Annotated in this window: 15 protein-coding genes; 10 read left to right on the top strand and 5 right to left on the bottom strand. The window is 34.2% G+C overall.

All coding sequences use genetic code 11. The features are described 5' to 3' along the window. The first annotated feature begins 113 nt into the window (after positions 1-113). From ACFSR1_RS16100 to ACFSR1_RS16065, 8 genes are all read left to right on the top strand, one after another. Positions 114-1,283 (top strand): DegT/DnrJ/EryC1/StrS family aminotransferase, encoded by a 1,170-nt coding sequence (locus tag ACFSR1_RS16100; RefSeq protein ID WP_378294044.1) that lies wholly within the window; start codon positions 114-116, stop codon positions 1,281-1,283. Positions 1,284-1,400: 117 nt separating this feature from the next. Beyond that, the gene (locus ACFSR1_RS16095) at positions 1,401-2,585 is read left to right on the top strand and encodes a hypothetical protein (RefSeq protein WP_378294043.1); all 1,185 of its coding nucleotides are present in this window, start codon (positions 1,401-1,403) and stop codon (positions 2,583-2,585) included. A gap of 113 nt (positions 2,586-2,698) precedes the next feature. After that, positions 2,699-4,303 (top strand): DEAD/DEAH box helicase, encoded by a 1,605-nt coding sequence (locus ACFSR1_RS16090; RefSeq protein ID WP_378294042.1) that lies wholly within the window; start codon positions 2,699-2,701, stop codon positions 4,301-4,303. 166 nt (positions 4,304-4,469) lie between these two features. Further along, positions 4,470-5,423 carry an alpha/beta hydrolase family protein gene (locus ACFSR1_RS16085; RefSeq protein ID WP_378294041.1) on the top strand — a complete coding sequence of 318 codons (954 nt, stop codon included), beginning with the start codon at positions 4,470-4,472 and terminating at the stop codon, positions 5,421-5,423. 132 nt (positions 5,424-5,555) lie between these two features. Then, complete coding sequence (locus tag ACFSR1_RS16080) at positions 5,556-6,830, top strand: metal-dependent hydrolase family protein (RefSeq protein ID WP_378294040.1); 1,275 nt, start codon at positions 5,556-5,558, stop codon at positions 6,828-6,830. Between the two features lie 45 nt (positions 6,831-6,875). Then, positions 6,876-7,385, top strand: a complete 510-nt coding sequence (locus ACFSR1_RS16075) for a TlpA family protein disulfide reductase (RefSeq protein WP_378294039.1) — start codon at positions 6,876-6,878, stop codon at positions 7,383-7,385. A 4-nt stretch (positions 7,386-7,389) separates the two neighbouring features. After that, positions 7,390-8,280, top strand: coding sequence for an alpha/beta hydrolase (locus ACFSR1_RS16070; protein WP_378294038.1), 891 nt, complete (start codon positions 7,390-7,392; stop codon positions 8,278-8,280). Positions 8,281-8,300: 20 nt separating this feature from the next. Continuing rightward, positions 8,301-8,816 (top strand): hypothetical protein, encoded by a 516-nt coding sequence (locus ACFSR1_RS16065; protein ID WP_378294037.1) that lies wholly within the window; start codon positions 8,301-8,303, stop codon positions 8,814-8,816. 89 nt (positions 8,817-8,905) lie between these two features. Here the strand turns inward: ACFSR1_RS16065 and fabD are convergent, their stop codons facing one another. The 3 genes from fabD to ACFSR1_RS16050 all read right to left on the bottom strand — a co-directional run bounded on the left by fabD (position 8,906) and on the right by ACFSR1_RS16050 (position 11,663). Further along, a complete protein-coding gene (fabD, locus tag ACFSR1_RS16060; protein WP_378294036.1) occupies positions 8,906-9,787 on the bottom strand; it encodes an ACP S-malonyltransferase in 882 nt (293 codons plus the stop codon). A 72-nt stretch (positions 9,788-9,859) separates the two neighbouring features. Next, complete coding sequence (locus ACFSR1_RS16055) at positions 9,860-10,711, bottom strand: fructosamine kinase family protein (RefSeq protein ID WP_378294035.1); 852 nt, start codon at positions 10,709-10,711, stop codon at positions 9,860-9,862. A gap of 7 nt (positions 10,712-10,718) precedes the next feature. Next, entirely contained in the window at positions 10,719-11,663 is a 945-nt protein-coding gene (locus tag ACFSR1_RS16050) for a dihydrofolate reductase (RefSeq protein ID WP_378294034.1), read from the bottom strand. Between the two features lie 79 nt (positions 11,664-11,742). Here ACFSR1_RS16050 and ACFSR1_RS16045 point away from each other — a divergent pair, with 79 nt between their 5' ends. Together ACFSR1_RS16045 and ACFSR1_RS16040 are read left to right on the top strand one after the other, a co-directional pair. Beyond that, a complete protein-coding gene (locus ACFSR1_RS16045) occupies positions 11,743-12,825 on the top strand; it encodes an aminotransferase class V-fold PLP-dependent enzyme (RefSeq protein ID WP_378294033.1) in 1,083 nt (360 codons plus the stop codon). A 123-nt stretch (positions 12,826-12,948) separates the two neighbouring features. Continuing rightward, complete coding sequence (locus ACFSR1_RS16040; RefSeq protein ID WP_378294032.1) at positions 12,949-13,245, top strand: isoamylase early set domain-containing protein; 297 nt, start codon at positions 12,949-12,951, stop codon at positions 13,243-13,245. Between the two features lie 36 nt (positions 13,246-13,281). Here the strand turns inward: ACFSR1_RS16040 and ACFSR1_RS16035 are convergent, their stop codons facing one another. Continuing rightward, positions 13,282-13,563, bottom strand: a complete 282-nt coding sequence (locus ACFSR1_RS16035; protein WP_378294031.1) for a DUF427 domain-containing protein — start codon at positions 13,561-13,563, stop codon at positions 13,282-13,284. A 24-nt stretch (positions 13,564-13,587) separates the two neighbouring features. Continuing rightward, the gene (locus ACFSR1_RS16030) at positions 13,588-14,562 is read right to left on the bottom strand and encodes an L-histidine N(alpha)-methyltransferase (protein WP_378294030.1); all 975 of its coding nucleotides are present in this window, start codon (positions 14,560-14,562) and stop codon (positions 13,588-13,590) included. Positions 14,563-14,566 lie beyond the last annotated feature (4 nt).

Below are 14,566 nucleotides of genomic sequence, written 5' to 3'. Positions count from 1 at the left end.
CAATGTGACACCATTCTGACTGTATTCGTTAATAAAAAACACATCAAAACCGGGTATCACATTGTCAATCGCTTCATTATTTTGTACTTTCGTCAGGTCACAAAACACATCCTATGAAGAAGATTCAAATGGTTGACTTAAAGGGTCAATACGAACAAATAAAAGAACGCGTAGATGCATCTGTTCTTGACGTTATCTCCTCGGCTGCTTTCATTAATGGTCCGGAAGTACATAGTTTTCAAAAAGAATTAGAAGAATATCTAGAGGTAAAACATGTGATTCCTTGTGCAAATGGAACAGACGCTTTGCAAATCGCAATGATGGGATTAGGTCTTAAACCGGGAGATGAAGTTATCACCGCAGATTTTACCTTTGCCGCTACTGTAGAGGTGATCGCATTATTACAACTTACACCAGTATTAGTAGATGTAGAACCGGATTCTTTTAATATTGATCCTGAAGCTATCAAAAAAGCAATAACTCCTAATACAAAAGCAATTGTACCTGTTCACTTATTCGGACAAGCTGCCAATATGGATGAAATTATGGCAATTGCTAAGGAGCATAACCTGTATGTTATTGAAGACAATGCGCAAGGTATTGGTTCTAGTTATAAATTTGCAGATGGAAAAGTTGCTAAAACAGGAACTATTGGTCACGTTTCTTCTACTTCATTCTTCCCCTCTAAGAATTTAGGATGTTATGGTGATGGTGGAGCTATTTTTACTGATGACGATGATTTGGCACATACCATTCGTGGAATTGTTAATCACGGTATGTACAAAAGATATCATCATGATGTAGTTGGTGTAAACTCTCGATTGGATTCTATACAGGCTACAGTGCTTAGAGCAAAACTGCCACATCTTGATGCTTATAACAATGCCAGAAGATCTGCTGCAAGAAAATACAACCAAGCTTTTGAAGGGATCGAGAATATAATAACCCCAAAAGTTAAAGGAAATAGCTGCGGAACCAGTTCAGCTATAATTTGTGACACTTGTAACTGTCACGTATTTCATCAATACACGCTTCGTGTGATGAATGTAGATAGAGATGCATTAGCAAATCATTTAAATGAGGCAGGCATACCTTGCGGAGTATACTATCCAATTCCATTACATAGTCAAAAAGCATATCAGGATGATCGTTATAACGAATTAGATTTTCCTGTAACCAATCAATTGGTAAAAGAAGTAATTTCTTTACCTATGCATACTGAATTGGATGATGATCAAATCAATTATATCACCAAAAATATTATTGATTTTGTTACCAAATAAACCCCGTAAATTAGCAAAATACAGATTAAAGACTATTTTTGATCTAATTACTTTTTTACAAATACCCTACATACCCCTTAGTTTAGTTAACTAAAATAACAACCAATAAAACCCACAATGGATTCACTTTGCATCTGTTATAACTTAGTTGATCATAATAAGCTTTCTGGAATTCCTCCTTTACCAGAAGCATATATTGTACCTGTAAATAATGATCGTCTTGGTTATGTAGAAAAACAAGCTACCGCTCAAACATTAGCAAGTTTCGAAATACCATATTTAGAAACACCACATGAGCAATTATTAGAAATATGTGCCAGTCTAAAAATCCCTGTATTAGAACAGCAATTCAGGCCAGCCAAAAAACGAAAAACATTTGGTTTAGCAGATATATTAAAAGACCCAAAAACTAAGGAAGTAGTTATCAACTATATTCATAAAAAACTTTCACTTTTTTATGCCCTGATCATTGAAAACAAGTATGCTGTTGTACACAATGCACAGAGAAAAGATCCATTTGAGGTTCATAGGTTATCGATTGGTGACAGCACCCTTAACCCTATTTTAGAGTTTACTAAAACAGATGAAGGTATTGACTATGCTTTTACCCTAATGGAAGAAGAAAAAGTTATAATTCCTCAAAACCATAGTATTCAGATATTACTAAATGAGCCTTCCTGGATTATTTTAGATAGATCCATTTTTCATATTGATAATCTAAATGCCAATAAATTAAAACCGTTCTTTAGTAAAGAAAAAATTACTATTGCTAAAAAGCATATCAAAACATATCTGAATAAAGTAATCATACCTGTCATTAAGAACGTGGATGTGATCGCTAATGGTTTTGAAATTGTGACCCATTCAGACATAACATCTTATCAAATAGAGGTTATCCAGGATTTAATAAAAGAACATTATGTTGCCAAAGTAATTTTTGATTATGGCGAAGCCTCTTTTGATTATAACAGTGCTAAAAGAACTTCTTCTGATGTCCATTTTGGAGAGAATGAAGATATCCAGATCACCCAAATCAAGAGAGACGCAAAGGCAGAAAAAGAAATAATCGCATTACTGGAATCCAAAGGACTAGCGCTAAACGCAAATCTTGTATTAGAGCCTGAAAGTACTGAAGATCCGTTAACAATTTTTAATTGGATACAAACTCATCATAAAGAGCTTGAAAAGGAAGGTTTCGAGATTATTTTACCTGACCTTGAGAATAGAACGGTAAATCTTGAGCCTCATCAGATCGAGATTAAAAATAAAAAAAAAATGACTGGTTCGATGTCAAAGGAATAGTCCTTATTGGTACTCGGGAAATTCCGTTTTCCAAATTCATCAAGTACATAAAAGAGAACAATCGATTTTTTCCAATAAACGATCAATACGTCTTCATTATTCCTTTAGAATGGATGCATCGTTTTAAGAAATTAGCAGATTTCGGAAAAGTTAATGACAATAGTATTCTTGTAAATAAGGGTAATTATACACTTTTACAAGACATAGTTCCTCCGGAAGAGTTGGAGATCACCGATACCATTGATGTAGCATATCAACCGTGTTCTAAATTAAAAGCCACTTTAAGACCGTATCAAGAAGAAGGTGTAAAATGGTTGGTAAAGCACAATCAAAATCAATTAGGAGCTTGTCTTGCTGATGATATGGGACTTGGTAAAACACTACAAACTATCGCCACATTAGTTTTTAGCAAGGAACAACTTATACCAGAAACCGAAGTGCCAAAAACGATTAAACTAGATCTGTTTAGCGATCCATTAGAAATCAAAACATATCTAAAGGCACTCATTGTATTGCCCTCTTCTCTTGTGTTTAACTGGGCACAGGAAATATTAAAATTTGCACCTCATCTTACAATCACCAAGTATGTCGGTAGCGATCGAAAAAAAATCGTTCCATACCTAGAAACGTATGATATTATATTAACAACATATACAACGCTGTCCAAAGATATTTCTATTCTACAAAAAACAACGTTCACCTATTTAGTTACAGATGAGAGTCAACAAATTAAAAACAAAGAATCTAAAATATTCAAAGCTATTAATAAGATTAATGCAATCCATAAAATTTCGTTAAGTGGTACACCTATCGAAAATTCATTATCAGATCTTTGGTCTCAGATGGAATTCATCAATCCCGGTATACTGGGAAGTTATCCGTTTTTTAAAGATCATTTCAAAATTCCCATAGAAAAGCATCAAAACGAAGATCGCATAAAAGAACTAAAGACATTAATAGACCCTTTTATTCTAAGAAGAACTAAAGAACAAGTTGCTAAGGACTTACCCGAGTTATCAGAACAGATCATTTATACCGAAATGTTGAGCGCACAAGAAAAAACATACGAGTCCCAAAAATCGGCTGCCAGAAATTTATTATTAGGTATTGATACGGTTTCTTCTAATAAAATTCATATTATCAACACTTTAACCAAATTACGTCAATTAGCAAATCACCCTAAACTATTAGATACTCAAACAGAAGAACCTTCCGGAAAGTTCAAAGATGTTAGCTCATATCTGGAAACCTTGGTGAAATCGAACAAAAAAGTATTGATATTTAGCTCTTTTGTCTCGCATCTTAATCTATATCAGGAATGGTGTAAATCTGAAGGTATTTCTTTTGTAAGTCTTACCGGTCAGACTAAAAGCTCTGAAAGGGAAAAAATTGTACATGAGTTCCAAGAAAATGATTCAATTCCACTGTTCTTTATTTCATTAAAAGCAGGTGGTGTAGGTCTTAATCTCACGAAAGCTTCGTATGTAGTGTTACTGGATCCCTGGTGGAATCCTTTTATTGAGAAACAAGCCATTGCACGTGCGCATCGTATTGGACAAAAGAACAATGTGATGGTCACTCGCTTTATTACTAAGAATACGATCGAAGAGAAAATACTAAAGCTACAGGAACAAAAACAACATCTTTCGGATGAAATTATAGATATCAATACAATTCCGGATTATATAGAAAGTGATTTACTTGAATTATTAAAATAATTATCTGGGCGTTCGAGCGAGCTATCCACTATATCTTTTTGGTTTTTTACAAAAACTAAAAAGGATGCCGTTGCTATCTCTAACGCAAAACTTTTCTCATCGTCTAAATCATAATCCGTAACAAAATGGACAAGTAGACGTCTATTAAGAAAAATAATTAAACCTTATGAAACATATTTTACCACTCCTTGCTTGCATCCTGAGCTTCTGTTCATGTTCTTCTCAAGAATCAGTTATTGTCGAAAAGAATGAAATTAATCTGGAAGACTACCCTAAATTATATACAGACTCCAATAAAACAACATTCACTGACAAATTTCATTTTCTAAAAAATATTACTGTATATGAAATAACATATCTAAGTGATGGGCTAAAAATACAATCGTTTGCTGCTGTACCAAAAAATGAAGGAAAGCATCCTGTGATTATATACAATCGAGGTGGAAACCGGGATTTTGGAGCGCTAAACATAAAGACCGCAATAGGTCGATTCTCTAAATTGGCCAGTGAAGGATATATTGTGATTGGCTGCAATTATAGAGGATCGGGTAAAAGTGAAGGAATGGAAGAGTTTGGCGGTAAAGATGTAAATGATATTTTAAACCTCAACAAAGTTATTAATGAGTTACCTGAAGCAGACACTAATCGTGTGGGCATGTATGGTTGGAGTCGTGGCGGTATGATGACCTATATTGCATTAACAAAAATGAACAATATAAAAGCAGCAGTTGTTGGTGCCGGAAAATCTGATTTGAGAACTATCGACAGACCCGAAATGGAGAAAAAAGTTTATGCCGAATTGATTCCGGATTACTACCAAAATAAAGAAGCTGAACTTAAAAAAAGGTCAGCGGTATTATGGGCAGATAAATTTTCTACTGAAGTGCCAATACTTATATTACACGGCAATGCTGATTGGAGAGTAAAGTCTACGAATTCGTTACAATTAGCTTTAGAATTTGAAAAACACAGAATTCCGTATAGATTAAAGATTTATGAAGGAGCAGATCACGGTATCACCCAATTTAGAGATGAAAGAGATCAAGATGTATTGGATTGGTTCAATAAATATCTAAAAGGTTCTGCAGAATTACCAAATATGGAATTTCATGGTAGATAAATTACTCTGAACAGCCGTAATTCTAAAAGAAATCATAATCTGTTGATCAATTACAGTATTTTATTTTAAATTGTTGATCTTATAATTAAGCACAAATCCATTCACAAACAACTTTACACAATTTATAATCTTATGAAATTCTTTTACACCTTACTTTTTGCTCTGATAAGTATAACACTGACTGCCCAAGACACCTATCTTCATTGCGGAAAATTAATTGACACCAAATCAGGTAAAATGCTAACCGAAAGAACAATCGTTGTTTCCGGAAATAAAATCAGTAAAGTCGAAATTGGATATACCGAAGGAGAAAGCGGTGATATTATTATTGATCTAAAAGACAAAACGGTCATGCCGGGACTTATTGATATGCATGTGCATATGGAAAGTGAATCTAACCCAAAGGCATATTTAGAGCGCTATACAAACAATGAAGCAGATGTAGCATATAACTCAGTGGGATTTGCAAAAACTACCTTAATGGCAGGATTTACAACGGTAAGAGATCTTGGAGGAAGTGGAGTCAACATTGCATTAAAAAAAGCCATCGCACAAGGAAAAATTGATGGCCCAAGAATATTCACTGCTGGAAAATCATTGGCAACAACCGGAGGTCACGCCGACCCGACGAACGGAGGAAACAAAGCTCTAATAGGAGATCCCGGTCCAAAAGACGGTGTCGTAAATAGTGTCGAAGATGCTAAAAAAGCAGTTAGACAACGCTACAAAAACGGAGCTGATTTAATTAAAATTACTGCAACCGGTGGAGTCTTGAGTGTAGCCAAAAGTAGCTCTAATCCTCAATTTACTGTTGAAGAAATAAAAGCTATTTGTAAAACCGCTAAGGATTACGGATTTCATGTGGCTGCTCACGCACACGGTGACGAAGGAATGCAACGTGCCATTATTGGTGGTGTAACTACCATTGAACACGGTACACTGATGAGTACTAAAACAATGGATTTAATGAAAAAAAATAAAGCCTATTTAGTACCAACGATCACTGCAGGAAAAGAAGTTACAGAAAAAGCAACCATAGCAGGGTACTACCCGGATGTAATTGTTCCTAAAGCGCTCGAAATTGGACCACAGATTCAAGATACATTTAAGAAAGCGTACAAGCGTGGTGTACGTATTGCATTTGGTACAGATGCCGGCGTTTTTAAACACGGACAGAATGCCAAAGAATTTGGATATATGGTAGAAGCCGGTATGCCAGCTATAACAGCTATACAATGTGCTACCATCGTAAATGCAAAAGTTCTGAACATGAGCAAAGAATTAGGGCAAATTGCACCTGATTTTATAGCAGATATCGTAGCGGTAAATGACGACCCTTCTAAAGAAATAAAGACTATGGAAAATGTAGTATTTGTAATGAAAGAAGGTAAAATCTATAAACAATAATTCCACTTTAATCAGCATAGGAATTCATTACAAAACCACACTTTTGTGAAAAAAATATCGCAATATATTATTCTGGTAGTCATTGTATTATTTGGAACATTCTATCTGTATACGAAATGGTCTGCTGCGGGTGAAGGTGATACTGCGCCTGATTTTGAAGCTTCTTTGGTTGATGGAACACCTTTTAAACTTTCTGACCTACAAGGCAACTATGTACTCTTGGATTTTTGGGGTTCTTGGTGCGCACCTTGTATTAAGGAAAGCCCTAAATTAGTTGCTCTTCATAAAAAATATGCTGAAGATCTAACTATCGTAAGCATTGCTTTGGAGAAAGACTCAGAATCCTGGAAAAAAGTAGTTTCCAAATTTGGATATACCTGGAAACATCAAATAGTTGATCAAAATAGATTTGTAATGCTATCGGATATTGCAAGAAAATATGGTGTTTCAGAAATTCCGGCTAAGTTTCTGATATCGCCAGAAGGAAACCTGATCGGAAGCTATTCTTTTAAACAGATAGACAGTTTATTAACCAAAGTCAGTTTTAACCAATAGAAATATGAAAATCAAACATATATATCTTGTATTGATTGTTGTTATCTTTTTCGGGTGTAAGGAATCAATAAAAAATTCTGGAACCACTCAAGAAACTGAATTAAAAAAGACTGAGACCGACACAATTATAAACAAAACAACTGCACAGCCCAATGTGACGGTACTAGAAAAGCAATTTGAGATAGCTGGTTTAAACCGAAACCGACAAATTAGAATCTATTTACCACCTAATTATAATGTAACTAACAAGAAATATCCCGTGCTTTATATGCATGATGCGCAGAATCTATTTGATAAATTCACCTCGTATGCCGGTGAGTGGGAAGTAGATGAAAGTCTCAACCAACTTGCAAAAACATCTGGAATAGAATTGATTGTTGTGGGAATCGATAATGGAGCAGAAAAACGTATGAATGAATTGAGCCCCTGGAAGAACGAACAATTTGGTGAGGCAGAAGGCAAGGCATATATGGAATTTATAGTGAAGCAAATCAAACCATACATAGATACCCAATATAGAACTTTAGAAGATAAAAACAATACTGCTATTATAGGAAGTTCTATGGGTGGATTGATCTCGCACTATGCGATTTATCAATATCCGGAAGTTTTTGGCAAAGCAGGAATCTTTTCTCCCTCTTATTGGTATGCTGAAGATGTTTTTACTTTTACTAAAGACAATCCGCTTCCTAAAGAAGCTCGTTTGTTTCTTTTAGTCGGTAAAAAGGAAGGACACGGAATGGTAGAAAACACTCAAAAAATGTTTAATAAAATTCTTTCTTCCAATCATCCCAAAGAAAATATAAATATGATTATGGATCCAAAGGGAGAACATAACGAAGCTCTTTGGAAAAAACATTTTGCTACGGCTATTAAGTGGTTATTTATCGATTAAAAGAAAAAATCAAATAAATTATGAGAACGATAGTGATTTTTGCGCTACTAGCGATCATTTCAATATCTACCCAAAGTCAGGAAAACAATCTTTTAATATTCAAAAATTTAGTAGGCAAAGAATGGAAATCCGAAGGGAAATGGGGAGATGGCACCGTTTTTAAACAAGAAACTGTTTTCACGTTTGACTTAAACAGTACGTTGGTGATTGCAAAATCAAAAGGATTTACGGACCAAAAACAGACTCAATATGGCTGGCGTAATCACGGAATTAGAAAGTTTGACACTGAAACCAAAACTATTAAGTTCTGGGAGTTTGATGTTTTTGGAGGTGTAACAGAAGGAACTGTTACAGTAGATGGAAAAAACCTGATCTATCAATATCCATATGGCGAATCAATAGTTACTGATATGTGGGAATATATTGATGATCATACCTATAATTTTAAAGTTGGGAATTATGTAAATGGAAACTGGAAACAGGTATATCTGGAAACCCAGTTTAAAGCATTGAAATCAAGTAATAACAATCATTAACTTTTTTTATTAAAAATTGTCCTTCATAATATCACAAAAAAAACCTCGTAGCCAAAAGGACATCGAGGTTTAAAATTTTTGTTACTATTCTAGATTGAAGCAGCAATAGTTTCCATTGATCTGTCTACTTTTTTCACCAGTCCGGATAGTACTTTCCCAGGACCAACTTCAGTAAATGATATGGCTCCATCCTTGATCATATTTTGTACACTCTGCGTCCATTTTACCGGAGCCGTTAATTGTGCAATCAGATTCTTTTTAATCTCTTCCGGATCGGTAACTGCAGTTGTAGTTACATTTTGATAAATCGGACACGTAGGTGTATTAAAAGTTGTAGCTTCTATAGCAGCTGCTAACTCCTCTCTTGCAGGTTCCATTAATGGAGAGTGAAAAGCTCCTCCAACAGGCAATACCAATGCTCTACGAGCACCTTTTTCTTTCATCAATTCACAAGCCTTTTCTATGGCTTCTACTTCTCCCGAAATCACCAACTGACCGGGACAATTATAGTTTGCAGCCACCACTACGCCATCTATTTCTTCACATCCTTTTTCTACAACTTCATCCTCTAATCCTAGTACAGCTGCCATGGTAGAAGGTTTTAATTCACAGGCGCGCTGCATTGCCAGAGCTCTTTTAGACACTAATCTAAGTGCATCTTCAAAATTCAATGTTCCATTAGCCACTAATGCAGAAAACTCACCTAACGAATGTCCTGCAACCATATCAGGCTGGAAACTATCTCCAAGTACCTTACTCAGGATTACCGAATGTAAGAAAATCGCCGGCTGAGTTACTTTGGTCTCTTTTAGCTCATCCGCAGTACCTTCGAACATGATTTTAGTGATTTCGAAACCTAAAATATCATTGGCTTTATGAAAAAGCTCTTTAGCAATTTCTGAATTTTCATATAAATCCAGACCCATTCCTGAAAATTGAGCCCCTTGACCTGGAAAAACATATGCGTTCATGTATTGTGTATTTAAAATTTTAACAAAAGTAAGTATTATGTTGATAGTGAATGTTAGTTAACTTATAGAATTTTACCTATACTGATTTAAAATACGTGTAACACTATTATAATAAGAACTGCCAAAAAGATTAAGATGTACCAATAAATAATATAACTGCCAGATACCTAATCTTTCTCTCCAATTCTCAGTAAGTGGAAAAGTTTCGTTATATATCTCAAATAATTCCGGATCAAAACCTCCAAAAAGATGCATCATTGCGATATCCATTTCTCTGGAAGCATATGATACAGCAGGATCTATTAAACAAGGATAACCTCTGGTATCCATTATAAAATTACCATTCCAAAGGTCTCCATGAACCAAACTCGATGCTTCATTTGGAATTTCAGTTTCAATAGTTGCATAAAAATCATCCAAATTCCGAAAAGAAAAACCTCTATTTATTGCCATCTCAAATTGTGGTTGTAAACGTTGATTTATATAGAATTCTGAGGGCGAGATATGCTTATGATTACACTGAGGCAAACTACCTATGTAATTATCATTTTCAAAACCAAAATAAGGCTTACTTTGCTTATGTAAAAGCGCAAGTTGCTTGCCAAATACAAGCCAAAAATCTTCTATTTGTTTTCCGGAGTCAATATATTCTAATAACAAAAATGCTTCATCATTACTGCTTCCATAATGCAGTACTTGAGGAATCGTAAAAACCTTAGCTTTTCTCAATTCTCGAAGCCCTTCGGTCTCTGCTTGAAACATTCCAGGAAATCTCTCGTCACTATTAATTTTGACTACTAATTTTCTGGTACTTGTAATCAACAAACAAACCTCATTAATATCTCCTCCTAAAAGCGGTTTCGTTTTTATGATCTTTTCAGAAAGAAGGTTTTCAAAATGTTGTATGAGTATTTTTGATGGCAAAATAACACTACTTCTTCTTATAAGTCAAATATGTAAATCCAAACTTGTGCCGCTCATCTGCTCCATGAAGTTCTTTGTTCTCAATGATCCAAATTTCGGGATCTATCTCAGGAAAAAAGGTATCCGCTTCAAACGTACCGTGTACTCTGGTAAGCTCTATACGATCAGCATATTCCATTCCCATTTTATAAATCTCTCCTCCTCCAATAATAAATGGTTTTGGGTCATCTTTTGCGATTTCTAGAGCCTCCTCCATAGAGTTCACGACAACCGCTCCCTCCGGTTTATAATCCGGATTCCTAGTAATTACTAAGTGCACACGATTTGGTAACGGTTTCGGGAATGATTCAAAAGTTTTGCGACCCATAATAATATGATGTCCGGTAGTAAGTTCTTTAAATCTTTTAAAATCGTCCGGTAAATGCCAAACCAAATCATTGTCTTTTCCTAAAGCATTATTTTCGCCGGCCGCTGCAATCATGGTGATTATTTGATTAAAACCAGTAGCTTTTGGCTCCTCGATAACTTTAGGTTGCTGTTTTTTTATGAATTCTTCTTTCTTTTTAATTAGCTCATCTTTTGGGTACATTAAGTCTACGTCCTTTTGTATTAATTCGATTTCTGCCTTTTGTTTTGCAATTAACCGCTCCATCTGATTACTTGTCCATTCGGCACCCATAAATTTGTGAAACAGCCAGACATTGCAAAAATGCAATACAAAAAGAAATGCCCAACAAATAACAACTACCGCATACCAATCTATACCAAAAAAAGTAACTTCTTTACCAAACCCAATTAACAAATTAAGAATAACCAAAAAAATGGATCCAACCACAAACACTATGAAATGCTGAAATAGTCTTTTCTTTTGAACGATGCGCTTACGAGCGTGCTCATACAATTCACGTTGTACGGGATCAATTTGTGGAGTTTCTTTTCTTTTTGAAAACATTTTAATAGTACCTTAGTCTTACTTGATTAATATATCAAAGTAAATATAAAGGTTTTGATAAAAAGCCCTAAAATAACTTATGAAGAATTTAAGAAAAGAATTTCCTGTACTTTCCCAAAACACTTATCTCAATACAGCATCCTCTGGATTATTATATGATTCTTTATTGGATTACCGACAAGAACATGATCTTGATTTTCTAATTGGCGGAAGTACTTTTAGAGATCAGCAAGAAAAGTTTTTAAATACCGTAAGAAAATCAATTGGCTTTTTTTTTGGTTGTACACCAGAAAACACTGTACTAACTCCAAACTTTTCGTTGGGTTTTAATACCATTCTAAATGGATTAGAAAAAAAGAAAAAAGTGCTGTTATTGGATGAAGACTACCCCTCTATAAACTTTGCCGTTGCCAATAAAGGATTTGAGGTTTGCCATGCTAAAGTAAATTCCTCTCTGGAACAAAATATTGAAGAAGCTGTCGCGAAACACAAACCAAGTATTTTTGCTTTTAGTTTAGTACAGTATACCACCGGTATTGCTATTGATCTTAATTTTCTGAAACAACTAAAACTAAAAAACCCTGAGCTATTAATCATTGCAGACGCCACACAATTCTGTGGAACCAAAGTCTTTGATTTCAACACATCCGGAATCGACATTTTGGGATGTAGTGGTTATAAATGGTTATTAGGCGGCTATGGCAATGGTTTTATGTTATTTAAAGAAAACGTATTGGATCAAATTACTCCCGATACTTATAAAAAAGCCGCTTCTAATACTGATTATGATTCTTCATATACAAATTTACGAGCACGATATGAATGTGGACACTTAGACACATTTAATTTTGGTAGTTTACAATATTCCCTACAGTATATTTCCAAAATAGGACTTTCGGTAATTGAAGAACAAATAAATGAGTTAAGCATATACGCTAAAACCGAATTAACAAACTTAAACCTACTGGAAAATGATGTTATTAGTCGGAAAAATCATAGTTCTATTTTTAATATAAAAGGAGATCAAAAAATGTACAATTCCTTAAAAGAAAAAAACATTATTACTTCTTTAAGAGGCAATGGAATTAGAATAAGTCTTCATTTTTATAATACAAAAGAAGATGTTACCAGATTAGTCGATGAACTACATCGTTATCGTTAATATTTAATTGTTAAATGTTGATTAAATTATTGAAAATCTGATAGTTTACTCTTTTCTGTTTTGATGTTTTATATTAATTTCACTTAAATTTTATTAACAGAAAATTAATTACAAACTAAAATTATGGCAATAACCAAGCAATACTTAAAATCAAAGCCTATCTGTAAAGTAACATTTTCAGTTCCTGCAAAAGAAGCTAACTCTGTAAGTGTAGCAGGAGAATTTAACGAATGGAATACTGAAGCTACAATATTAAAGAAGTTAAAAAATGGTACGTTCAAAGGAACTTTAAATCTACCAAAAGATCAGAAATTCGAATTTAAATATGTTGTAGACGGACAGTGGACTAATGAATCTGATGCTGATGGATATCAGTGGAATGATTTTGCTGCTGCAGAAAACAGCTTATTAGTACTTTAAAGAAATACTACAGATTGACATTGAGGTTGTAGCCACTTATTCTACGACCTCAATACCTTTCCAAAATGCTACGTATCCTTTTATCTGTTTAGCCAGATCACTTGTTTCTGGATAATACCAAGCCGCATCCATATTTTCTTTACCATTTACAGTAACGGTATAGTAAGATGCAACTCCTTTCCAGGGACAATTAGTATGAGTTTTGCTTGATTTAAAAAATTCTTTTTTAATTGCTTCCGGAGGAAAATAATGATTGTTTTCGATTACTTTGGTTTCATTACTTTCTGCAATTACCTGGTTGTTCCAAATTGCTTTCATAGTTTTATTTTTTTAATCAAAAATCTACTCTGATTTTTTAAATACGTAATTTTTATAATACTGGTTTTTATCAGTAAACGACTCTGTAATCTGTAATCCAGATTCTTTTGCCAACCAATTCACTGTATCATCATCATACTTCTGAGAGATCTCTGTATGAATACTTTCCCAGGCTTCAAAATGAACTTGCAAAGACAAACAATTGATATCTACTGTTTGCTTTTTAGTACTTACCAAATAACTCTTGGCTGTGCCACTTTCGGGATCATATACCTCCCAATGTATAAACGCATCCAGATCAAAATTACCTCCAAGTTCTTTATTAATTCTTGCTAAAACATTTTTGTTAAATGCTTCTGTTACACCTGATTTGTCGTTATAGGCATCTAAAACTTTCTGTGGATGTTTCTTTTGATCAAACCCCATAAAAATCAAATCATCTGGATGCATGGCAGCATTCAATTTTTTCAAAAACTGAATAGCTCTGGGATGTAATAAGTTACCAATATTAGAGCCGAGTACCATAATTACTTTTTTGCGATTACTAATATGTTGTAATCTATCCAAAACTTCAAAATACTCACCTATCTCACCCTCTACATCAAGATCAGGAAATTCTTTAGCAAGATTATTAACTAATCCATCAATTGCATTCTCGCTAATGTCTATTGGATGATAGGTAACAGGATATTTTTTATCAAGTAATTCGCTTAGTAACACCTTTGTTTTTTTACCATCTCCAGCTCCTAATTCTATAAGATCAAAACCTTTTTTATCCTCATCAAAACTCTTTAGGATATCCGATTTATGCAATTGAAAAATATCATATTCTGCATTGGTAAGATAATACTCCGGCAACTCCATTATTTGCTGAAAAAGTTTATCTCCTACTTCATCATAAAAGAATTTAGAAGATAAATATTTAGGAAAAGCAGTAAGTCCTTCGTGTACTTCCTTTCCGAAAGTACAAGTCAGGACATTTTGATCTTTTGAATTCATGTAT

Source organism: Aquimarina rubra, assembly GCF_042684305.1.
Classification (GTDB): Bacteria; Bacteroidota; Bacteroidia; order Flavobacteriales; family Flavobacteriaceae; genus Aquimarina; species Aquimarina rubra.
Note: the sequence above shows the minus strand (reverse complement) of the source record. Positions and strands in the feature narration are given on the sequence as shown.

What these genes read in the sequence shown, in the direction of transcription:
- ACFSR1_RS16080 (WP_378294040.1), top strand. Translation starts at nt 5,556, where the DNA reads ATGAAATTCTTTTACACCTTACTTTTTGCTCTGATAAGTATAACACTG.
- ACFSR1_RS16085 (WP_378294041.1), top strand. Translation starts at nt 4,470, where the DNA reads ATGAAACATATTTTACCACTCCTTGCTTGCATCCTGAGCTTCTGTTCA.
- ACFSR1_RS16100 (WP_378294044.1), top strand. Translation starts at nt 114, where the DNA reads ATGAAGAAGATTCAAATGGTTGACTTAAAGGGTCAATACGAACAAATA.
- ACFSR1_RS16035 (WP_378294031.1), bottom strand. Translation starts at nt 13,563, where the DNA reads ATGAAAGCAATTTGGAACAACCAGGTAATTGCAGAAAGTAATGAAACC.
- ACFSR1_RS16050 (WP_378294034.1), bottom strand. Translation starts at nt 11,663, where the DNA reads ATGTTTTCAAAAAGAAAAGAAACTCCACAAATTGATCCCGTACAACGT.
- ACFSR1_RS16045 (WP_378294033.1), top strand. Translation starts at nt 11,743, where the DNA reads ATGAAGAATTTAAGAAAAGAATTTCCTGTACTTTCCCAAAACACTTAT.
- fabD (WP_378294036.1), bottom strand. Translation starts at nt 9,787, where the DNA reads ATGAACGCATATGTTTTTCCAGGTCAAGGGGCTCAATTTTCAGGAATG.
- ACFSR1_RS16040 (WP_378294032.1), top strand. Translation starts at nt 12,949, where the DNA reads ATGGCAATAACCAAGCAATACTTAAAATCAAAGCCTATCTGTAAAGTA.
- ACFSR1_RS16070 (WP_378294038.1), top strand. Translation starts at nt 7,390, where the DNA reads ATGAAAATCAAACATATATATCTTGTATTGATTGTTGTTATCTTTTTC.
- ACFSR1_RS16095 (WP_378294043.1), top strand. Translation starts at nt 1,401, where the DNA reads ATGGATTCACTTTGCATCTGTTATAACTTAGTTGATCATAATAAGCTT.
- ACFSR1_RS16030 (WP_378294030.1), bottom strand. Translation starts at nt 14,562, where the DNA reads ATGAATTCAAAAGATCAAAATGTCCTGACTTGTACTTTCGGAAAGGAA.
- ACFSR1_RS16090 (WP_378294042.1), top strand. Translation starts at nt 2,699, where the DNA reads ATGCATCGTTTTAAGAAATTAGCAGATTTCGGAAAAGTTAATGACAAT.
- ACFSR1_RS16065 (WP_378294037.1), top strand. Translation starts at nt 8,301, where the DNA reads ATGAGAACGATAGTGATTTTTGCGCTACTAGCGATCATTTCAATATCT.